Origin of the sequence: Nocardia mikamii NBRC 108933 (assembly GCF_001613505.1) — a bacterium.
GTDB classification, from domain to species: domain Bacteria; phylum Actinomycetota; class Actinomycetes; order Mycobacteriales; family Mycobacteriaceae; genus Nocardia; species Nocardia mikamii.
The window spans coordinates 33,325-52,494 of sequence record NZ_BDCM01000026.1 but is presented as its reverse complement, the minus strand read 5'-3'; the positions used below and the strand labels follow the sequence as shown (position 1 = coordinate 52,494).

Here is a 19,170-nt window from a genome sequence, read left to right as displayed (position 1 = left end):
ATGAGAACGGGGCTAGGCGCCCGGAGAAACAGTGCCGCGCAGGTCGACGGCGACCGGGGTGGATCGCGGGGCGCCGATCGGCACCCAGTCGAACGGAACCGCCTGCGCCCGATACACCATCGGCGTCGCGCTGAGGCGGTCCACGCCGGCCACGCGGGGCTCGGGGACCTCCGGTTCGCCCGCGACGCCGAGCCCCTCGTAGGGCGAGACGTACTCCCAGACCACCTGGCCCTGCGGCGTCACCTGGAAAATGCGCCCCTGCATTCCCTCGGTGATCAGGGTGTTGCCGTTGGGCAGCCGCTGCGCGTTGCTGACGAACGAACTGAAAAAGGTCCACGACGGCAGGCCGGAATCCTCGGCGGTGTACTGCCAGACGATCTGGCGCGTCGACGGATCCACCTCCAGCACACGGGATCCCGCGTAGATGCCCAGCGGTGCCGGCGGATAGCCGGCCCCGCCCTGGTTGTCGAAGATCAGGATGTTCCCGGCGCCCGGCAGGCCGTCGGCGATCAGGTGCGGATTGTGCTGCCCGGAGATCTGATCCAGCGGCCGCGGCACCTTGTGCGCGTTGATCCGCTGATGTTGCGCCCCGGCCTCGGCGTCGAAATACGGGCCCAGCCGCCACACAACGGCTTTCGTGGTCTTGTCGATCAGGGCGACGACATTGGCCTTGCGGCAGCTGATGAGGATGTTGTCCGGATGGAAGACCGTGTGCGGGTCCGCGCGGTGCCAGTGATTGGAGCCCAGCGATTTCGCGCTGTTGATCTCCAGGTAGCCCCACGGATCGTCCGGATCGCGAAGCACCGTGGCGCGCAGCGCATCCCAGCCGGCCTCGGAGAAGCCCAGTTCGTGCAGATGGTCACCGGCACGCCATTCCCACACGATCGTCCCGGCCGGGTCGACCTCGTAGAGTCCTTGATCGCCGACCGGGTGAGGGCCCAGACCGGGCACCACCCGGGGGATGGTGACCAGCAGCAGCCGGTTGCCGTTCGGCAGCAACTCCCAATCGTGGTTCTGCCGGGCGGCGCCGCCGGGCGCCTCCCGTCCCCATTCCCACACCCGCTCCCCCGACCAGCTCAGTTGTCCCACAGTGCGATTGGCGTAGATGCCGCCGCGCGGATCGTCGCCGGGCTCGAGCTGCACTCCGACATCGCCGATCCGGCCGTCGTTCAGCGCGGGGTCGAGGATGCGCGGCGGCACCCCGGCGAACGGCCATTCCCGATGCACGTCGCCGTGGAGATCGATCAGCCGGGTGACACCGTCGGCCCCTGTGAAGAGGATGTAACTGTCGTGCGCAGGTTCCGGGTCGTAATAGGTGACGCCGGTGAGTCGTACGAAGGCCATGCAGTTCACTCCATCAGTCACAGGTTGAGCGAGCGTGTCGCCGATGTTACGAATCTAATCGATTTGCGCCGCAGATCAGCCGTCCGCAGACTGTAATGATCCGGATGATTTCAAGTCTGGCCGAGCGAGGGCGAACCGCTGAGAATGGAGCGAATGTGACTGTCAAACGCGCGACTCTCGCCGATGTGGCCCGGCGGGCCGGGACCTCCACGGCCGTGGTCAGTTACGTGCTCAACGACGGTCCGCGCCCGGTCGCCGAGTCGACGCGCGCCCGGGTGGTCGCCGCGTTGGACGCGCTCAACTATCGGCCGGACCGGGCCGCGCGGGCATTGCGCCGGCCACGACGGTGGCGGCATCTCGGTCTGCTCGTGCCGGATGTGCGGATGCCGCTGTTCGCCACTCTGGTCGGGCACATCGAGGCCGAGGCGCGGCGGCGCGACCATCTGACCCTGATCGGCAACACCGGCTACGATCCGGAGCGGGAGATCGAATTCGCCTCCGCCTTCACCGATTCCGGTATCGAGGGGCTCATCGTGGTGGGCGGCGCCAACGGCCGTGCCACCGCCGACCTGTGCCGCCAGGCGCGCATTCCGATCGTGTGGGTACACAACAACCGCGGCCAGGTCGAGCCCGATGTCGTCGGCGCCGATCACGTTCTGGCGGGGGCGCTGGCGACCCGGCATCTGACCGACACCCATCGCCGACGCGACCTCGTGTTCGTCGGCGGCTTCACCGCCGACGAAGTGGCACACGGCGACCGCGAGACGGTCGCGCAACGCTTCGAGGGATATCGGTCCGTCGTCGGCGCCGATCGGGCCCGGCGAATCGCCACCGATCTCACCCCCGCCGGCGCCTATCACGCCGTCGGTCGGTACCTGGCCGGCAATCCTGCCCCCGACGGCCTCGTCGTCGGCACCTACGCCCAGGCCGCCGCGACCCTGCGCGCGCTGGCCGACGCGGGGCTGGCCGTCCCCCGAGACATCTCCGTGGTGGGCTACGACACCGATACCGCCGACGCCTACGCGGCGGTCACACTCACCGCCGTGCGGCAGCCGATCGACGTCATCGCACGCCTGGCTCTGTCGCGAGTCCTGGATTCGGACGGGACCCAACCGTGCCCGCCGAAACCGATCGTGACCCACCTGGCGCTCGGCGAAACCTGCGGCTGTTCAACCCGATAGGGCCGGGCCCGATTCGGGCCCGGCTCACACCATCGTGGTCAGCGTTCGTCCGAGTAACGCCGATCCTCGTAGCGTCCCGGATCGGTGCCCTCGGTTTCGATGCGCTCCTTGCGCACGGTGTCGCCGACGGTCTGCTGTTCCTCGACGTCGTCGACGGCCAGGCGCACCCGCTCGACCGGCACCGTCTCCTTGTCCACGGTCACCCGGTCACGGTGCAGGGTGACCTCCTGCTCCTCGTCGCCGAGAGAGGTCTGGCCGTACGCGCCGGCGTCGGTGACCGGTTCGCGTTCCACCCGGACCTCTTCGTGGCTGGTGGGCACCGTCACGGTCTGATCCTCGGTGACGACGTATTTGCGCAGGCGCGCGGTACCGACCGCCTCGCGCTGGGTGTCGACGTTCAAGCGTTCCTCGGAACGGACCAGGCCCTGGTCGCCGGTGGGATCGGTCGCGCGACGCCCGTTATCGGGGCGCGCGGTCCCCTGCCCGTCGCGCACCGCTCGGCCGTAGGCGTCCCAGCCGGAGTGGTTCGGGTCGAGGTGATAGTGGCGGAACAGCTCTTCCTCGCCCTCCCGGCTGATGTGCCCGTCCTGTTCGACGGCGGGCGCGGATTTGACCATTTCCTTGTCCACATTCACCCGCAGCGCGTCGGACTGCGGATTGTGCTGCGCCCCGACCAGCGGGACCAGCGAATCGTGGCGGAACAGCCCCGTCGACACCGATGCCCAGGTCGGCGAACCGGTTTCGTTGTTGACGTAGATGTTCTTGACCTTGCCGATCTTGTCGTCGTGCGAGTCGTACACGGTGCTGTCCATCAGAGTGTCGAGCTGTCCGGTCATGGTTGCTCTCCTCTCGGTCGGATGGGAGGGATTCAACGGGGAGTGCACCGGCGTGGCCGGCTGTCGCCCCCTGGCAGCCCAGCATTTTCGGCTACATGTCGGCAGGTACCCGGCAATCATCCAGCGAAACACTGGGGACGGGCACGAAATGCGATTCGATCGAGCTCACGGGGCGGTGCGCGGACCGGTGACGTCCTGGCCACATACGGCCCTCGCGACCGAATCCGGCTTGTGGCACCGTCGGATCCGGTCGACCAGCCGCCGATCACAGGGTCGGCGTCCGGGGGCGAGCGCCGGGCGCAGGCGGGTAGCCGCCGGAAGGACCGTGCCACATGTCCCCACGTCGGTGATCGCCCAGCTACCGGCGGGCCGGAGGGTGACGATATCGCTCCCCCGTGCGACTCCCGAGCAGGAGTCGGGCTCCTCGGCGAGTTCGCGACAAGGCATTCCCGCACCCCACATCTATCGCGGTTACGCCGCGAACCCCTTGGCCGCCAGCGGTTTCCGCCCGGTGCCGCCGCACCGACGCCGAAGGCGCCTCGACCGATACGCTGGGCGAATTGTTCTGCGGCACACCGCAACCGGAGAACGTGGCAGCACTCCAGCAACTTGCCGTCCGCTGGTCCGGCGACTACTTCGACCGCACCACCGACTATCCGGCCGATGCCGCCGTGGCCGCCGCCGAACCTCTCCCCGGAACCCGACCGGAACCGGCGAGCCGGTGCGGCCCGAAGCGGATTCCACTCGGCGCCAACCGGTTCCGACGATGCGCCGCGCCGCCACCCAGTCGAGCGTCCAGATTATTCCTCACCTGCGAAAACATATGCGAGAACAAGACGGCCGTACGGCGTTAACTGTATGATCACAGTAGGTTTACGGTCTCGCCACAATGCCCTCGGTACTCTGAAACGGTCTACAGCGACGTATGATTTCACGCTCACCGCACAGCAATTCATGCTACAAGGGGACGCTACGTGTCGAATCCTGTGTATGCCCGCGTTCTGGGCCCTTTGACCCTCGCCCTCGACAATCGCAATGCGACACCGACCGCCCAGAAACAACGGCAATTGCTGGCATTGTTGTTGATTCGGCATTCGACGGTGGTTCCGGTCACGACACTCATCGAAGAGCTGTGGAACGACGATCCGCCTCGCAGCGCGATAACGGTCGTGCAGACCTATGTCCTGGGCATCCGAAAGAAGATGGCGCACTATCTGGAGGTCGATCAGGGAGAAATCGCGGACAGATATCTCCGCACCTGGAGCAAGGGTTATATGTTCGACGCCCAGGATTGTGTACTGGATGTGCGTGACTACCGCACGATGACCGATGCCGCTCGCTGCGCGTTGAACGCCGGTGACGATCTGCGCGCGGTGGATCTGTTCACCGCGGCCGAAGCGCTGTGGACCGGTCCGGCACTGCTGGACGTCGAGTGCGGCCTGCCCTTGTCGGCCGAGTTGTCGCATCTGGAACAGGTGCGACTGACCGACCTCGAGCTGCGCATCGAAGCCCAGCTGCGGCTGGGCCGCCATCGGGAGGTCTGCCCCGACCTGGCGCGACTGACCGCGGAACAGCCCCTGCACGAACGACTGCAGGCGTACTACATGTACGCGCTGTGCCGTTCCGGCCGTCGCCATCGCGCCCTCGAGTCCTACCATGAATTCGCCCGTTCCCTGCAGCGGGAGCTCGGCCTGGATCCCTGCGTCAAATTGCGGCGATTACACAGCGACATCCTCAACGCCTCCGACGAATCGGTGACCCTGATGCTCGAACGCCGGCACGCCGGGTATCTGATCGGCTGGCAGGCGGGCGCGGAACGCTCGGCCACGCCCGCCTGATCCGGCACTCTCATTCCGGGGCGGTACCCTCGAACATTTCCTCCACCAGAGCGGTCGTATGGGTACCGGCCCGGAATTTCGGTTGATCGAGGACGTCCAGCAGGAATTCGCGGGTGGTGCACAATCTTTCGCTCCCGACCCGGAATTCGGCCAGCGCCCGGTTCATACGCGCGATCGCGGCCTCGCGATCGGGCGCCCACACGATAACCTTCGCGAGTAACGAATCATAGTTCGGCGGCACCGAATAACCCGCGCGGATATGCGTGTCGACTCGCGTGAACGGACCACCGGGCGCGGTGAATTCGGAAATCTTGCCGGGCGTCGGCGCGAATCCGGCCGCCGGATTCTCGGCATTGATCCGGCATTCGATCGCGGCACCCTTCGGCTGAATGCGATCCTGCGTCCATGCCAACGGTTCGCCGGCGGCGATCCTGATCTGCTCGGCGACCAGATCGATACCGGTGACCATTTCGGTGACCGGATGCTCGACCTGAATTCGGCAATTCACTTCCATGAAGTAGTAGTTGCCGTCCGAGTCGAGCAGGAACTCGACGGTGCCGGCTCCGGTGTATCCGGCGGCGAGCACTCCGTCGACCGCTGATCGGCCGATCCGCGCGGCCAGCCCGTCCGGTAGCCGCGGTGCCGGTGACTCCTCCACCAGCTTCTGGTGCCTGCGCTGCACCGAGCAATCCCGTTCTCCGAGATGGACACCCGCGCCGAAGGTGTCGCACAGCACCTGCACCTCCACATGCCGGGCGCGGTCGAGATACCTCTCGACATAGACCCGGCTGTCGCCGAAGAGCATGCGGGCCGTGGCCCGGGTATCCCGGTAGGCCCGGGCGAAATCGGCGCTGTCGTGCACCACCGCCATCCCGCGCCCGCCGCCGCCGGCGGCGGCCTTGATGATCACCGGGTACCCGATCCGGTCCGCGAGAGCCTGCGCCTCGTCGAAGTCGAGCGCGTCGAGACTGCCCGGAAGCAGCGGCAGTCCGGCTTTGGCCATCAGCGTGCGGGCGGACTGCTTGTCACCCAGCTCGGCCATGACATCCGCGGGCGGTCCGATCAGCGTGACCCCGGCGGCCCGGCAGGCGTCGGCGAAATCCGGTGACTCCGAAAGGAATCCGTAGCCGGGGTGGATGGCGTCGGCGCCGGTGATCTCCGCGGCCGTCAAGATGGCGGCCGCATCGAGATAGCTGCGTTTGGCCGCGGCCGGACCGATCCGCACGGCCTCGTCGGCGAACTCCACGACCGCCGAATCGTGGTCGGCCGCCGAATAGACCGCTACCGTGGGCACACCCAGCTCGCGGCAGGTGCGGGCCACCCGCAGCGCGATCTCACCCCGGTTGGCGATCAGAATCTTGTCGAACATCGCGTCTCCCTCACGCCGCCGTGCGGGCAGCCACCGGGACCCCGAAGCGACGGAACCGGGCTCGCCGCTCGGCCGCCAACTCCTCGCCGCTGCGCCCGATCAAGGCCCGCAGCGTCTCGGCGAGGGCGCGGTGCAGCCGCTCGGCCGCCACGCGCGGCGCCGCGGCGCCGTCGTGGCCGGGCAGGACACCGTCGACGATGCCCAGCCGCAGCAGCTGGCGAGCGGTGATGTGCAGTGCCGCAGCGGCTTCGGCCGAGGCGCTCGGATCGTTCCACACGATGGCCGCACATCCTTCGGGACTGATCACCGAGTAGACCGAGTCCGCCAGCATCAACACGCGGTTGGCGACCGCGAGCGCCAGCGCTCCGCCGCTGCCGCCCTCGCCGATCACCACACTGATCACCGGAACGCGCAAGGCCGACATCAGGCGGATGTTCTCGGCGATGGCCACGGCCTGCCCCTGCTCCTCGGCGGTCGCTCCCGGATAGGCACCAGGCGTGTCGATGAGCGTGACGACGGGCAGCCCGAGCTTTTCGGCCAGGCGCATGAGCCGCGCGGCCTTGCGATATCCCGGCGGGGTGGGCATGCCGAAGTTGCGGGCCATGAGCTCCTTGGGATCGTGCCCCTTCTGCTGGCCGATCACCATCACCGGCTGGTCGCCGAGCCAGGCCGGACCGCCGACGACGGCGGGACAGTCGGCGCCGATGCGGTCGCCGCGCAGTTCGAGGAATCCGTCGAACGCGAGAGCCACATAGTCCAAGGCGGTGGGCCGGCTGATCTCTCGCGCCCGGCGGACCTGCTCCCACGCCTCGGTCTCCGGCAGCGAATGCGGATCGGTGACGATCTCGGCCGCCGCACCCGGCTCGCCGGTGGGGTCGACCGGCCCGGCGATGCGCAGCAGCGAACCCAGCGTCGCGCGCAGGCCAGAGCGGGGCACGATCATATCGATGAGGCCGTGTTCGAGCAGGAATTCCGCGGTCTGGAACCGCGGAGGCAGTTCCTGGCGGATCGTCTGCTCGATGACCCGGCGCCCGGCGAAGCCGAGCCGGGCGCCGGGTTCGGCGATCAGCACGTCGGTCAGCGTCGCGAACGACGCGGCGACACCACCGTAGGTCGGATCGGTGATCAGGCTGACGGTCAGGATGCCCGCGCGGTCGAGCTGCTCGAGCGCCGCACTGGTCTTGGCCATCTGCATCAGCGACAGCGGCCCCTCCTGCATGCGGGCGCCGCCGGACGCGGTGACCAGAAGCAGCGGAATTCGCTCGGCCAGAGCGTATTCCGCAGCCACGGTGATCATCTCGCCGACCGTGGTGCCCAGGCTGCCGCCGAGGAAGCGGAAGTCCATGGCGACGATGACGACCGCGGCGCCCTCGATGCGAGCGGTCGCGCACACGACCGCGTCGTGTAGTCCGGTGCGCGCCCGCGCACCGGCGAGCCGGTCGGCATACGGCACGACATCGTGGAAGTTCAGCGGGTCGTCCTCGGTCCCGGCGGTCGACAGCGGCTCGAACCGGCCCTCGTCGGCCAGCTGGCGCAATCGCTGCTCGGCGGACAGGGTGGTGTGCCGGCCACATTCGCCGCAGACGCCCAGGTCGCGGTCGAAACGCTTGCGATACAGCGGAATCCGGCAGCCCGGGCACAGTACCCAGTCCGCGGTGGGGGAGCTTGGCGGCGTCTTCACGGGTTTCTCCTGTGCTCGATCGGCCACGGTCAGCCGGACCGCAGCGTCCGGTGTGCTCAGGTTCGCGCCGTGTCCTCGAGGACAGCTCGATCGCGGTGCTCGAGCGGGGCTAGAGCGGCCCGCTTCACCCTGATCGTGATCTCGGGGACTTTCGGGACTCTTCGGCGAGAAGGGACAACAGCTGTGTACGCCAATGCATTCGGAGGTTCGTTATGAACCGTCGCGTCGTCGTGACCGGGCTCGGGGTGCGTGCGCCCGGCGGCAACGGCAAGGACGAATTCTGGAAGTTGCTGTCGGACGGGCGCACCGCCACCCGCCGGATCAGCTTCTTCGACGCCTCCCCCTACCGGTCCCAGGTGGCGGGCGAGGCCGATTTCGACGCGGTACGGGAAGGGTTGTCGCCCAGGGAGATTCGCCGCATGGACCGTGCCGCCCAGTTCGCGGTGGTGTGTGCCCGCGAAGCGGTGGCCGACAGCGGACTCGGCGTCGACACGCTCGATCCGCAGCGTATCGGCGTCAGTCTCGGCAGTGCCGTGGCCGCGGCGACGAGCCTGGAACAGGAATATCTGGTGCTGTCGGACTCCGGCCGCAACTGGGTGGTCGACGAGAAACACCTCTCGCCCTACATGTTCGACTACATGGTGCCGAGTGTGATGCCGGCCGAGGTGGCATGGAGTGTGGGCGCCGAGGGGCCGGTGGCCATGGTGTCCAACGGGTGCACATCGGGACTGGACTCGGTCGGGCACGCGGTGCAGTTGATCCGCGAGGGCTCCGCCGACGTGGTGCTGGCCGGCGCCGCCGACACCCCGATCACGCCGATCGTGGTGGCCTGCTTCGACGCGATCAAGGCGACCACGCCGCGCAACGACGACGCCGAGCACGCCTCGCGGCCGTTCGACAACTCGCGCAACGGTTTCGTCCTCGCCGAAGGCGCGGCGATGTTCGTGCTCGAGGAGTACGAGAGCGCACGCCGCCGTGGCGCGCACATCTACGCCGAGATCACCGGCTACGCGACCCGCTGCAACGCCTACCACATGACCGGCCTCAAGGCCGACGGACGCGAGATGGCCGAGGCTATCCGGGTTGCCCTCGACGAATCGCGGGTCGATCCCACCGCCGTCGACTACGTCAACGCGCACGGGTCGGGTACCCGTCAGAACGACCGCCACGAAACCGCCGCGGTGAAGCGCAGTCTCGGCGAGCACGCCTACCGCACGCCCATGAGCTCGATCAAATCGATGGTGGGTCATTCACTGGGCGCCATCGGTTCGGTGGAGATCGCGGCCTGTCTGCTCGCCCTGCAGCACCAGGTGGTGCCGCCGACGGCGAATCTGCACGAGCCGGATCCGGAATGCGATCTCGACTACGTCCCGCTCACCGCTCGCGACCACCGCATCGACACCGTACTGAGCGTCGGCAGCGGATTCGGCGGTTTCCAGAGCGCCATGGTGTTGCGCCGGCCGCAGGGGGTGTCGGCATGAGCGTCGTGACGGGAATGGGCGTGGTGGCGCCCAACGGGCTGGGCCTGGAGCGCTTCTGGGATGCGGTGCTGGCGGGGCGCGGGGCGATCGCACCGCTGACCCGATTCGACACCACCGGGTTCGGCGCGACGCTGGCCGGCCAGGTGGCCGAATTCGACGCCGGTGAGCATCTGCCGAGCCGGCTGCTGCCGCAGACCGACGTCTCCACCCGGATGGCACTGGTGGCCGCGCAGTGGGCCCTCGACGACGCGAAGGTCGACACCACCGCGCTCACCGACTACGGCATGGGCGTGGTCACCGGAAACGCTTCCGGCGGTTTCGAATTCACCCACCGCGAATTCAACAAACTGTGGTCGCGCGGCTCCGAGCACGTCAGCGTGTACGAATCGTTCGCGTGGTTCTACGCGGTGAACACCGGCCAGATCTCGATCCGCCACGGCATGCGCGGACCGAGCAGCGCCCTGGTCGCCGATCAGGCCGGTGGCCTCGACGCGGTCGGGCACGCCCGGCGCACCGTGCGGCGCGGCACTCCGCTGGTGGTCACCGGTGGCGTCGATTCGGCGCTGGACCCGTGGGGCTGGGTCTCCCATATCGCGGCCGGAACCGTCAGTACCGCAACCGATCCCGCCCGCGCGTATCTGCCGTTCGACGCGCACGCGGCGGGTAACGTGCCCGGCGAGGGCGGGGCCATGCTGGTGCTCGAGGACGCGGCGGCGGCACAGGCCCGGGGCGTACCCGACTGTTACGGCGAAATCGCCGGATACGCGCAGACTTTCGATCCGCCGCCGGGTTCGCCGCGCCCGCCGGGACTGCGACGGGCCATCGAACTGGCACTCGCCGATGCCGGGCTGCGCAGCGACGACATCGACGTCGTGTTCGCCGACGCCGCGGGCGTGCCCGAGGCCGACCGTGCCGAGGCGGCCGCCCTCGACGCCGTCTTCGGTCCCGGCGGGGTCCCGGTGACCGCCACCAAACCGCTCACCGGGCGGCTGTTCTCCGGTGCGGGCCCGCTCGACATCGTCACCTGCCTGCTGGCCATGCGCGACGCGGTGATCCCGCCGACCGTGGCCACCACCGAACTCGCCGAAGGATGCCGGATCGACCTGGTCCGCGGCGAACCACGCTCGGCCGACCTCGGCGCCGGGCTGGTGCTCGCGCGCGGCCGATGGGGTTTCAACTCCGCGGTGGTCGTCCGCGCGCACCCGCGCTGACCCCGCACAGCAATCGCAGTATCCCTCCGAACGCACTCAGGAGCACATCATGACCATCACCATCGACACCCTGCGCCGAATTCTCGTGGCCTGCGCCGGCGGCGACGAGGACGCCCCCGAACTCGCCGGTGACATCGCCGAGGTCGAGTTCGAGGAACTCGGCTACGACTCGCTGGCCCTGATCGAAACCGCCTCGCGCATCCAGCGCGAGTTCGGGGTGACGGTCCCCGAGGAACAGCTCATCGACGTCAAGACCCCGCAGGAGCTGATCGACATCGTCAACCAGCAGCTGGCGGGTGTGGCATGACGATCCGCACGACGCACACCCGGGTCGTCGAGGCGCCCGCGGACGAGGTCTACGGGCTGGTCGCCGACGTCGGCCGCTGGCCGGTGATCTTCGAACCGTCCGTGCTGGTGCGGCATCTGCACCGCGGCGCCGACGAGGAGCGGTTCCGGCTGTGGGCGACGGTGAACGGTCAGGTCACCGACTGGACCTCGCGCCGGACCCTGGACCCGGCCGGCCGGCGCATCACCTTCGAGCAGGAACGCAGCCGGGCGCCGATCGCCTCCATGGGCGGACAGTGGAGTTTCGACGAAACCGGTCCGCGCACAACGACTGTCACACTCGATCACCACTTCACCGTGGCCGACGGTGTGGATCCGGAAGTGGTCACCGGCGCGGTCGACCGCAACAGCGTCACCGAGCTGGCGGCGCTGGCACGGATCGCCGAGCTGGGACATCCGGTCGACGACATCATCGTCACGTTCGAGGACAACGTGACGCTGGATGCGACGGCAGCCGAACTCTACGACTTCATCTACCACAGCGACCGCTGGCCCGACCACGTTCCGCACGTCGGCCGGGTGGATCTCACCGAGGATGCGGACGGGGTGCAGCTGATGGAGATGGACACCGTCACCGAGGGCGGTATCCCGCACACCACCCGGTCGATCCGGGTCTGTGTCCCGGCCGAACGCATCGACTACAAACAGCAGCTGCCGCCCGCGATGCTGTTCGGGCACAGTGGCGCATGGGAATTCGCCGACGATCCCGCCGGGGTGGTGGTCATCGCCCGGCACACGGTGGCGATCAACCCCGCCGCGGCGCGCGAAATCCTCGGCCCCGGCACCGGACTCGCCGAGGCCCGCGCCTATCTCGGTGAGGCCCTGGGCACCAACAGCCGCAACACTTTGCTGTGCGCGGCGCAGTACATCGCGGCCCGCCGCGCCGAAACCGCGAAATCACCGTCATGACCGCGACCGGAAGTCCGCGACTGGCCGAGCCGGTGGTGCGGGAAGTCGCCGACGGGGTCTTCGCCTACACCCACGGCCACGGCGGCTGGTGCGTCAGCAACGCCGGCGTCGTCGCCGGGCCCGACGGTGCGCTGGTGATCGATACGCTCGCCACCGAAGACCGCACCCGCGGCCTGATCGAGCACGTCGATCGGGTCGCGGGTGGGCCGGCGCGCACCGTGGTCAATACCCATCACCACGGCGACCACAATTTCGGCAACCATCTGTTCGGGCCGGCCGCGGTACTCGTCGGACACGATCGGATCCGCGCCGAGATGATCGAGACCGGGCTGGCGCTGACACAGCTGTGGCCGCAGGTCCGGTGGGGCGACGTGCGAGTCACGCCGCCCACCGTCACCTTCTCGGACCGGCTGACCCTCCACGTCGGCGAGCGGCGCGTGGAGCTGATCCATCTGGGTCCGGCAGCACACACCACCAACGACGTGGTGGCGTGGCTGCCCGCGGAGAAGGTGCTGTTCGCCGGCGATCTGGTGATGTCGGGCGCGGCGCCGTTCTGCTTGTTCGGTTCGGTCGCGGGAACCCTCGCCGCGATCCGGACACTGTCCGAGCTGGGCGCGGAAACCGTTGTAGCGGGCCACGGTCCAGTCACCGGCCCGGAGATCTTCGATCACACCACCCGCTATCTGGAGTGGATCGGCAGGTTGGCGCTCGACGGCCGGGCGTTGGGCCTGACGCCGCTCGGCATCGCGCTCGAGGCCGATCCCGGCGAGTTCGCGGATCTGGTGGATTCCGAGCGGGTGGTCGGCAATCTCCATCGCGCCTATGCCGAAGCGGACGGCGCGGCACCGGGCGCCCCGCTGGATGTGCTCACCATCTTCGACGAGATGGTCGGATACAACGACGGCCGGGTACCGACGTGCCTGGCATGAGCGAGCGAGAAACGGGCACAGCCGAGCGCAGCGAGCGAGAAACGGGCGCAGCCGAGACCGTCGATGTGTGTGTGGTCGGCGGCGGACCGGCAGGGCTGGTCGCCGGTGTACTGCTGGCCCGGTCCGGGGCGAAAGTTCTCGTGCTGGAGAAACATCCGGACTTCCTGCGCGACTTCCGCGGCGACACGGTCCACCCGTCGACGCTGACGGTGATGGACGAACTCGGGCTCGCCGAGGAATTTCTCCGGCTGCCGCATGTGCGGGCGCCGCGGCTGCCGATGGCGACCGCGCTGGGGCCGGTCGTGTTCGCCGACTTCGGCCGGCTGCCCGGCCGGTTCCCGTTCGTGGCGTTCATGCCGCAGTGGGACGTGCTGAACTTCCTCGCCGAAACCGGTCGCCGGTATCCGGGCTTCCGTCTGCTGCAGCGAGCGGAGGTCACCGAACTGCTCGGGTCCGGCGGCGTCGTCGGCGGCGTGCGCGCTGGCACCCCGGACGGTCCGGTGGAGGTGCGGGCCCGTCTCGTGATCGCCGCCGACGGACGGAATTCCCTGGTGCGCAGCAGCGGTGCGCTCACGGTGGCGGCGAGCCGGGCGCCGATGGACGTGTTGTGGTTCCGGGTGGGCAAACCCGACGGCGAGAGCCTGCCGACCGTGCGCAGCGGCAAAGGTTTCTTCATCGTCTGCATCGATCGCGGCGACTACCTGCAGGTCGCCTACATGATCCCCAAGGGTGGTTTCGAGACGATCCGCGCCGCCGGCCTGCCCGAGTTCCGGGCGCAGCTCGCGGCGATCTATCCGGCACTGGCGCCGGGGCTCGAGACCGCGATCCGCGATTGGGACGATGTGAAACCGCTCGACGTGCGGGTGGACCGGCTGCGGCACTGGTACCGGCCGGGCCTGCTGGCGATCGGCGATGCCGCGCACGCGATGTCGCCGGCGGGCGGCGTGGGTATCAACCTGGCCGTCCAGGACGCGGTCGCCGCCGCGCGGCTGCTGGCGCCGACCCTGGCCGCCGGCGGCGTGCCGAGCCCGGCGCAGTTGCGCGCGGTGCAGCGCCGCCGCGAATTCCCCATGCGGATAGTGCAATTCGCGCAGTTGCGACTGCTCGCCGACCTGTATCCGAATGCGGGGCGACCCAACACCGACAAGCCGTTGCTGGCCCGGCTGCTGCGCCGCTTCCCCGGACTCTCGCACGTGGTGGCACGGGTCATCGGTCTCGGGATCCGGCCCGAGCACGTCCCGCCGGCACACGGCGGCCATCTCATCGTTTCCAGTACCTGATTTCCGTACCCGAGAGGACCGATCGTGTCGACCTATCTCCTCGTTCACGGCGCGTTTCACGGCGGCTGGGCCTGGCAGCGGGTGACCCCGCTGCTCACCGCGGCCGGCCACCGTGTCTTCGCGCCCTCCCTCGCCGGCATGGGCGAACGCGCCGGCGAACTCACCCCCGACGTGGGACTCGACACCCACGTCGACGATCTCGCCGAGCTGATCGTCGCCGAGGATCTGCGGGAGCTGATCCTGGTGGGCCACAGCTACGCCGGAATCGTCGTCACCGCGCTCGCGGACCGGTTCCCGGACCGCGTCGCCGAGCTGATCTACGTGGATACCTTCGTGCCACGAGACGGCGAAGCCGTCGCCGACATCATGCCGGAGATGGTCGAGGCGTTCACCACCGCGGCCGCGGCCGTCGGGGACGGCTGGCGGGTGCCCCCGCCCACCGAGCCGATGGGCGACAGCGGCATCAACGGCGTCACCGAGGAACCCGACCTGAGCTGGGTGGCCTCGATGCTGACGGCCCAGTCGCTGAAGACTTTTCACCAGCCGCTGATTCTGCGCAATCCGGACGAACTGGCGCTCGTTCCCGTCACCCACATCCACTGCAGCGAGGGCGGCGAGGCGTTCAAGGCGATGCGCGCGGCGATGCCGCGGACTCTTCCTCCCGCGGACCTGCCTGCCGAACGGCTCAAGGTCCTGCCGACCGGGCACGACTGCATGATCACCATGCCGCGTGAATTCGCCGAGCTGCTCCTGGAGTCAGCGGCTCAGCGTTCGCCCGCGTCGTAGGCGGCCCGGGCCGCCAGTACCTGCGCCAGGTGCTCGTTCGACCACCGCGCGAGACCGTCGAACAACGGAGTCAGGGTGCCGGCCAGCGCGGTGGCCGCGTACTCGACGCGAGGGGGGACCTCGGGGTGGTAGGTGCGCTGCACCAGACCGTCGCGTTCGAGCTGACGCAGCCGCTGGGTCAGCACCTTGGGTGTGACGCCCGGAATACGTTGCTGCACTTCGTTGAAACGCATCCGGCCGTCGTGGATCAGCACCCACAGCACCTGGGTGGACCAGCGGCCGAAGAACAGGTCGACCACCGGTGAGATCGGGCACGGATCCGCGACGGGGGGCGGCGTGACGGGCGTCATGATCACTCCTGGGCACTTTCCATTTGGTAACTACTATACTTTGGAAACTACTGTGTGACCAGAAGCCTTCACCGGCGCGAGAGGAGCACAGTGATGACTGCGACCGCACCCCACGGAGATCTGCGCCTGCCCCGGCGGCGGGGCGAACGCCCGCGCACCCGGCCACACAATCCGCATCAGCAGCTCACCCAGAATCCGGACGTCCGGCTCCAGGAAGCGCTGTGGACGCGCATGGCCGCACTCGACGGCGTGGTGGCCGCCCGCAGCGCGGTCTCGCTGCCCGACACCCGCGCCCTGCATCTGCGCCCCGAGTTCGCGCACGGACCCGAGGACGCCTTCCTGGCCGGCACCGAATTCGCGCATCTGCACGGGCACGCCGACGGCAGCCTGCATCTGCGCCTTCCGGAATCCGCTGCCGCCGAAGCTGTTTCGGCCGGCTGGGCCGAACAGCATCCGATGGCCCGCGCCGGCGTCCTGCCGGCGACGCTGCTGATGGTCTACGGCCCCCGCGACGCCGACGAACTGGAACAGGTCTGGCAGCTGGTGCGCGCCGCCTACGACTACGCCCGCGGGAACGCTCGAGCATGATTCGAGCGTCGGCACGCATCGTGGGGGCCATGACTGCGACTGATCTCGTCGGCACCTGGGAACTGTTGTCCTACTACGACATCGACGACGCGGACGTGCGCAGCGAAGGGCCGCTCGGCCCGGCGCCGCGCGGTCTGCTGATCTACACCGCACAGGGCTCGGTCTCGGTGAGCATGATGCGCACCGGCGACACCACCGCGGCGCCCCCGTTCATGGGCTACGCCGGAACCTGGCGCACGGCGGGAATGGCGGTGGTGCACGCGATCAGCGTGTGCTCGAATCCGGCCTGGGCCGGCACCGAGCAGGTACGCCAGATGTCCCTCGACGGCGACGTGCTGACGCTGATCGGCGCCGCACAGGTGGACGGGCGGACCCAGCGCCGCATTCTCACCTGGCGCAGGTCCGCCCGTCCATGATCACTCCGGCGAGTACGAGAACAGAGGTTCGTCGAATTGCACGGATTCACCGTCCTGTTTGAGGATCGCGGTGACGACCCCGCCCGCCGCGGCCGTCACCGGGATCATCAGCTTCATCGCCTCGACGATGCCGACCTGACGCCCCGGCGACACCCGATCGCCGACCGCCACGAACGGCTCGGCACCGGGCTGCGGGCTCCGATAGAACACACCCACACTGGGTGCGCGGATCACCGGATCGGTCACCGGCACCTCGGTCGCGGTATCGGTTGCGAGTGCCGGTGCCGGTGCGGCGCCGGCACTCACCGCCGCCGCCCCCGGGCCCTGCGGCCACTGCGCCTCCACGGTCACCTCACCGACCTGGATCCGCAGGCCGCTGGGCTGTGCGGGAAAGCCTGCCAGCAGCCGCAGCGCACCCGACTGGATGGCGTCGAGTATCTGCAGGTAGTCGTGCTGGGAGGCATCGAGTTCCGGTGTGGGCGTGGCGTTTTCGTCCATAGTCGTCATGACGGTGCTCCGCGGTCAGTAGTTGCCGAGGCCGCCACAGACATTCAATGCCTGTGCGGTCACGGCGGCGGCGGCCGGGGAGATCAGGTAGTCGACCATCGCGGCCACCTCGTCGACCTGGACGTAACGGCCGATCGGCACCCGGGCGCTCACGCGCGCGTGCACCTCGTCGGTATCGACACCCCACAGACCCGAATACACCTCCCGAACCCGTTCGGCCATGGGCGTTTCCACGAATCCGGGGCATACCGCGTTGACCGTGATCCCGGTCTTGGCCAGCTCCAGCCCCAGCGCCTTGGTGAAGCCGACGACCCCGTGCTTGGAGGCCGAATACGGCGCGCCGTGGAGTACACCCTGCTTACCGCCGGTCGACGCGATGTTGACGATCCGGCCGTTCCCCCGCTCGAGCATGCCGCCGGCGGTGAGCGCGGCCTTGGTGGCGTAGAAGACGCTGTGCAGGTTCGTCTCGACGACGTCGAGCCACAGCTGGTCCTCGATCTGCGCGGTCACGCCGCCGCCGCTGCGACCGGCATTGTTGACCAGGATGTCGACCGGGCCGAACCGCCGCACCCCGGCATCGACGTACTCCCGGACCTGGGCGGCGTCGCGGACATCGCAGCCCACCCCGTCCACCGCGAACCCGTCGTCCTGCAACTGCTTGGCCGTATCGGCCACCCGCTGCTCGTCACGGGCACAGATGAACACCGCAACACCCTGTGCCGCCAGGTTTTTCGTGATCTGCAAGCCCATTCCGCTGGTCGCTCCGCTGACCAGCGCCACGCGCTGACTGTCCGCCATATCTCCTCCATCGGTGCTGGATCCGGTTACGCCGGCCCGTCCGGCCACCAGCGTCGCGAAAGGCCCTATAAGACCGGTCAAACCGGTGCGGGCTCGACCGAATCTCGAGCGCCGTCGGCGACCGTGGAGCGCGATCGAGGTCCGCCCGAAACCCCGGCGGCCACACCGTCTTCCGAGGAGCCGTCCATGACCACTGTCGCCAGCCGTGCCGAGCTGTACGCCGAGGTCCAGCAGTTCTACGCCGATCAGATGCAACGCCTGGACAACCGCGACATCACCGGTTACGCCGAAACCTTCACCGAGGATGCGGAATTCGAGCACACGCCGGGCCGCCCGCCCGCGCGCACCCGCGCCGGAATCGTGTCGGATCTGGTGGAGTTCCACAAGCGGTTCGACAGCGATCCTATGCAGCGCCGGCACTGGTTCAACATGATCAACCTCTCCCCGCGCGACGACGGCAGCATCGGCGCCACGATGTACTGCCTGGTGGTCAAGATCCGGCCCGGCGCGGCGCCGGAGATCGCGCCGAGCTGTGTGGTCCACGACGTGCTCGTCCGCATCGACGGTGAACTGCGCACCCACTCCCGCCGAGTCACCCACGACTGACCGAAACCACAACCCCGACAAGGAGTTACACAGTGAGCACCGCTCAAACCGGCACGCGCCTGACCCTCGCGGCCGAAGCCCAGGACCTGCTGTTCCGCACGGCCCGCACCGCCAACACCTTCACCGACGAACCGGTGAGCGACGAGCAGATCCGCGACATCTACGAGCTGGTCAAATACGCGCCGACCTCGATGAATCAGCAGCCGCTGCGGATCGTGCTGGTGCGCGGCGCCGAGGCCCGCGCCGCACTCGTCGAGCATATGCTCGACAACAACAAGCCCAAGACCGAGAAGGCGCCACTGACCGCGATTCTGGCCGCCGACCTCAATTTCCACGATCACCTGCCGAAGATCTTCCCGCACCTCCCCGACGCCAAGGACTACTTCGCCGACGACGACTACCGGGCCGAATCGGCGCGGTTCAACGCTCTGATCCAGATCGGCTACTTCATCCTCGGCATCCGCGCCGCGGGCCTGGCCGCCGGCCCGATGAACGGGTTCGACGCCGCCGGTGTCGACAAGGAGTTCTTCCCCGAGGGCACACACAGCGCGCTGGTGGTGGTCAACATCGGCAAGCCGGGCCCCGACGCCTGGTACCCGCGCTCACCGCGGCTGGAATACGACGAGGTCGTCACGACCGTCTGACCTGCGCCCGCCCGAAGCCCGATCGGAATGTCCGATCGGGCATTTCGTGCTTGATCGAAGGGACTTTCGCC

20 protein-coding genes are annotated in these 19,170 nt (G+C 68.6%); 13 read left to right on the top strand and 7 right to left on the bottom strand.

Translation table 11 applies throughout. The features are described 5' to 3' along the window. Positions 1-12 precede the first annotated feature (12 nt). Positions 13-1,344, bottom strand: coding sequence for an aryl-sulfate sulfotransferase (locus NMI01S_RS31825; protein WP_063002516.1), 1,332 nt, complete (start codon positions 1,342-1,344; stop codon positions 13-15). A 155-nt stretch (positions 1,345-1,499) separates the two neighbouring features. On the opposite strand from NMI01S_RS31825, the gene NMI01S_RS31820 reads away from it, so the two are divergent. Then, positions 1,500-2,525 (top strand): LacI family DNA-binding transcriptional regulator, encoded by a 1,026-nt coding sequence (locus NMI01S_RS31820; protein ID WP_245717117.1) that lies wholly within the window; start codon positions 1,500-1,502, stop codon positions 2,523-2,525. 38 nt (positions 2,526-2,563) lie between these two features. Here NMI01S_RS31820 and NMI01S_RS31815 read toward each other — a convergent pair whose 3' ends face one another. Then, positions 2,564-3,361: a DUF2382 domain-containing protein gene (locus tag NMI01S_RS31815; RefSeq protein WP_063002439.1), complete on the bottom strand. Its 798-nt coding sequence runs from the start codon at positions 3,359-3,361 to the stop codon at positions 2,564-2,566. A gap of 974 nt (positions 3,362-4,335) precedes the next feature. Between NMI01S_RS31815 and NMI01S_RS31805 the strand changes: the two genes are divergently transcribed. Beyond that, positions 4,336-5,199, top strand: a complete 864-nt coding sequence (locus NMI01S_RS31805) for an AfsR/SARP family transcriptional regulator (protein WP_084513431.1) — start codon at positions 4,336-4,338, stop codon at positions 5,197-5,199. A 10-nt stretch (positions 5,200-5,209) separates the two neighbouring features. On the opposite strand, the gene NMI01S_RS31800 is transcribed toward NMI01S_RS31805, so the two are convergent. Both NMI01S_RS31800 and accD read right to left on the bottom strand, forming a co-directional pair. Further along, positions 5,210-6,568, bottom strand: coding sequence for an acetyl-CoA carboxylase biotin carboxylase subunit (locus tag NMI01S_RS31800; RefSeq protein ID WP_063002436.1), 1,359 nt, complete (start codon positions 6,566-6,568; stop codon positions 5,210-5,212). A gap of 10 nt (positions 6,569-6,578) precedes the next feature. After that, a complete protein-coding gene (gene accD / locus NMI01S_RS31795) occupies positions 6,579-8,249 on the bottom strand; it encodes an acetyl-CoA carboxylase, carboxyltransferase subunit beta (protein WP_063002514.1) in 1,671 nt (556 codons plus the stop codon). Positions 8,250-8,461: 212 nt separating this feature from the next. Between accD and NMI01S_RS31790 the strand changes: the two genes are divergently transcribed. From NMI01S_RS31790 to NMI01S_RS31760, 7 genes are read left to right on the top strand one after another with little or no spacing between them, the layout of a single operon-like run. Further along, positions 8,462-9,730 (top strand): beta-ketoacyl-[acyl-carrier-protein] synthase family protein, encoded by a 1,269-nt coding sequence (locus NMI01S_RS31790; protein WP_063002435.1) that lies wholly within the window; start codon positions 8,462-8,464, stop codon positions 9,728-9,730. After that, complete coding sequence (locus NMI01S_RS31785; RefSeq protein WP_063002434.1) at positions 9,727-10,941, top strand: ketosynthase chain-length factor; 1,215 nt, start codon at positions 9,727-9,729, stop codon at positions 10,939-10,941. The genes NMI01S_RS31790 and NMI01S_RS31785 overlap by 4 nt, the downstream gene beginning before the upstream one ends. A gap of 49 nt (positions 10,942-10,990) precedes the next feature. Continuing rightward, positions 10,991-11,248, top strand: coding sequence for an acyl carrier protein (locus NMI01S_RS31780; protein ID WP_030515841.1), 258 nt, complete (start codon positions 10,991-10,993; stop codon positions 11,246-11,248). After that, positions 11,245-12,195 carry an aromatase/cyclase gene (locus NMI01S_RS31775; RefSeq protein WP_063002433.1) on the top strand — a complete coding sequence of 317 codons (951 nt, stop codon included), beginning with the start codon at positions 11,245-11,247 and terminating at the stop codon, positions 12,193-12,195. Before NMI01S_RS31780 ends, NMI01S_RS31775 begins: the two co-directional genes overlap by 4 nt. Continuing rightward, the gene (locus NMI01S_RS31770; RefSeq protein ID WP_063002432.1) at positions 12,192-13,124 is read left to right on the top strand and encodes an MBL fold metallo-hydrolase; all 933 of its coding nucleotides are present in this window, start codon (positions 12,192-12,194) and stop codon (positions 13,122-13,124) included. Before NMI01S_RS31775 ends, NMI01S_RS31770 begins: the two co-directional genes overlap by 4 nt. Next, complete coding sequence (locus tag NMI01S_RS31765) at positions 13,121-14,404, top strand: FAD-dependent oxidoreductase (RefSeq protein WP_084513429.1); 1,284 nt, start codon at positions 13,121-13,123, stop codon at positions 14,402-14,404. The genes NMI01S_RS31770 and NMI01S_RS31765 overlap by 4 nt, the downstream gene beginning before the upstream one ends. Positions 14,405-14,428: 24 nt before the next feature. Further along, positions 14,429-15,190: an alpha/beta fold hydrolase gene (locus tag NMI01S_RS31760; RefSeq protein ID WP_063002431.1), complete on the top strand. Its 762-nt coding sequence runs from the start codon at positions 14,429-14,431 to the stop codon at positions 15,188-15,190. On the opposite strand, the gene NMI01S_RS31755 is transcribed toward NMI01S_RS31760, so the two are convergent. Next, a complete protein-coding gene (locus NMI01S_RS31755; RefSeq protein WP_062967103.1) occupies positions 15,169-15,540 on the bottom strand; it encodes a winged helix-turn-helix transcriptional regulator in 372 nt (123 codons plus the stop codon). The genes NMI01S_RS31760 and NMI01S_RS31755 overlap by 22 nt on opposite strands. Before the next feature lie 93 nt (positions 15,541-15,633). Between NMI01S_RS31755 and NMI01S_RS31750 the strand changes: the two genes are divergently transcribed. Beyond that, positions 15,634-16,128 carry a luciferase domain-containing protein gene (locus NMI01S_RS31750; protein ID WP_063002430.1) on the top strand — a complete coding sequence of 165 codons (495 nt, stop codon included), beginning with the start codon at positions 15,634-15,636 and terminating at the stop codon, positions 16,126-16,128. Positions 16,129-16,157: 29 nt separating this feature from the next. Then, positions 16,158-16,544: a lipocalin-like domain-containing protein gene (locus tag NMI01S_RS31745; protein WP_084513428.1), complete on the top strand. Its 387-nt coding sequence runs from the start codon at positions 16,158-16,160 to the stop codon at positions 16,542-16,544. On the opposite strand, the gene NMI01S_RS31740 is transcribed toward NMI01S_RS31745, so the two are convergent. Together NMI01S_RS31740 and NMI01S_RS31735 are read right to left on the bottom strand one after the other, a co-directional pair. Further along, positions 16,545-17,051 (bottom strand): acetyl-CoA carboxylase biotin carboxyl carrier protein, encoded by a 507-nt coding sequence (locus NMI01S_RS31740; RefSeq protein WP_157126469.1) that lies wholly within the window; start codon positions 17,049-17,051, stop codon positions 16,545-16,547. Between the two features lie 15 nt (positions 17,052-17,066). Further along, positions 17,067-17,849, bottom strand: coding sequence for an SDR family NAD(P)-dependent oxidoreductase (locus NMI01S_RS31735; RefSeq protein ID WP_063002428.1), 783 nt, complete (start codon positions 17,847-17,849; stop codon positions 17,067-17,069). Positions 17,850-18,035: 186 nt separating this feature from the next. On the opposite strand from NMI01S_RS31735, the gene NMI01S_RS31730 reads away from it, so the two are divergent. Both NMI01S_RS31730 and NMI01S_RS31725 read left to right on the top strand, forming a co-directional pair. Continuing rightward, complete coding sequence (locus NMI01S_RS31730; protein WP_063002511.1) at positions 18,036-18,455, top strand: nuclear transport factor 2 family protein; 420 nt, start codon at positions 18,036-18,038, stop codon at positions 18,453-18,455. A gap of 32 nt (positions 18,456-18,487) precedes the next feature. Next, on the top strand, positions 18,488-19,099 hold the full coding sequence (locus tag NMI01S_RS31725; protein WP_063002427.1) for a malonic semialdehyde reductase: 612 nt from the start codon (positions 18,488-18,490) through the stop codon (positions 19,097-19,099). Positions 19,100-19,170 lie beyond the last annotated feature (71 nt).

Excerpts from the sequence above, each read along its gene's own strand:
- NMI01S_RS31825 (WP_063002516.1), bottom strand. The coding sequence starts at position 1,344 with ATGGCCTTCGTACGACTCACCGGCGTCACCTATTACGACCCGGAACCT.
- NMI01S_RS31815 (WP_063002439.1), bottom strand. The coding sequence starts at position 3,361 with ATGACCGGACAGCTCGACACTCTGATGGACAGCACCGTGTACGACTCG.
- NMI01S_RS31800 (WP_063002436.1), bottom strand. The coding sequence starts at position 6,568 with ATGTTCGACAAGATTCTGATCGCCAACCGGGGTGAGATCGCGCTGCGG.
- NMI01S_RS31790 (WP_063002435.1), top strand. The coding sequence starts at position 8,462 with ATGAACCGTCGCGTCGTCGTGACCGGGCTCGGGGTGCGTGCGCCCGGC.
- NMI01S_RS31785 (WP_063002434.1), top strand. The coding sequence starts at position 9,727 with ATGAGCGTCGTGACGGGAATGGGCGTGGTGGCGCCCAACGGGCTGGGC.
- NMI01S_RS31780 (WP_030515841.1), top strand. The coding sequence starts at position 10,991 with ATGACCATCACCATCGACACCCTGCGCCGAATTCTCGTGGCCTGCGCC.
- NMI01S_RS31775 (WP_063002433.1), top strand. The coding sequence starts at position 11,245 with ATGACGATCCGCACGACGCACACCCGGGTCGTCGAGGCGCCCGCGGAC.
- NMI01S_RS31770 (WP_063002432.1), top strand. The coding sequence starts at position 12,192 with ATGACCGCGACCGGAAGTCCGCGACTGGCCGAGCCGGTGGTGCGGGAA.
- NMI01S_RS31765 (WP_084513429.1), top strand. The coding sequence starts at position 13,121 with ATGAGCGAGCGAGAAACGGGCACAGCCGAGCGCAGCGAGCGAGAAACG.
- NMI01S_RS31755 (WP_062967103.1), bottom strand. The coding sequence starts at position 15,540 with ATGACGCCCGTCACGCCGCCCCCCGTCGCGGATCCGTGCCCGATCTCA.
- NMI01S_RS31750 (WP_063002430.1), top strand. The coding sequence starts at position 15,634 with ATGACTGCGACCGCACCCCACGGAGATCTGCGCCTGCCCCGGCGGCGG.
- NMI01S_RS31745 (WP_084513428.1), top strand. The coding sequence starts at position 16,158 with ATGACTGCGACTGATCTCGTCGGCACCTGGGAACTGTTGTCCTACTAC.
- NMI01S_RS31740 (WP_157126469.1), bottom strand. The coding sequence starts at position 17,051 with ATGACGACTATGGACGAAAACGCCACGCCCACACCGGAACTCGATGCC.
- NMI01S_RS31735 (WP_063002428.1), bottom strand. The coding sequence starts at position 17,849 with ATGGCGGACAGTCAGCGCGTGGCGCTGGTCAGCGGAGCGACCAGCGGA.
- NMI01S_RS31730 (WP_063002511.1), top strand. The coding sequence starts at position 18,036 with ATGACCACTGTCGCCAGCCGTGCCGAGCTGTACGCCGAGGTCCAGCAG.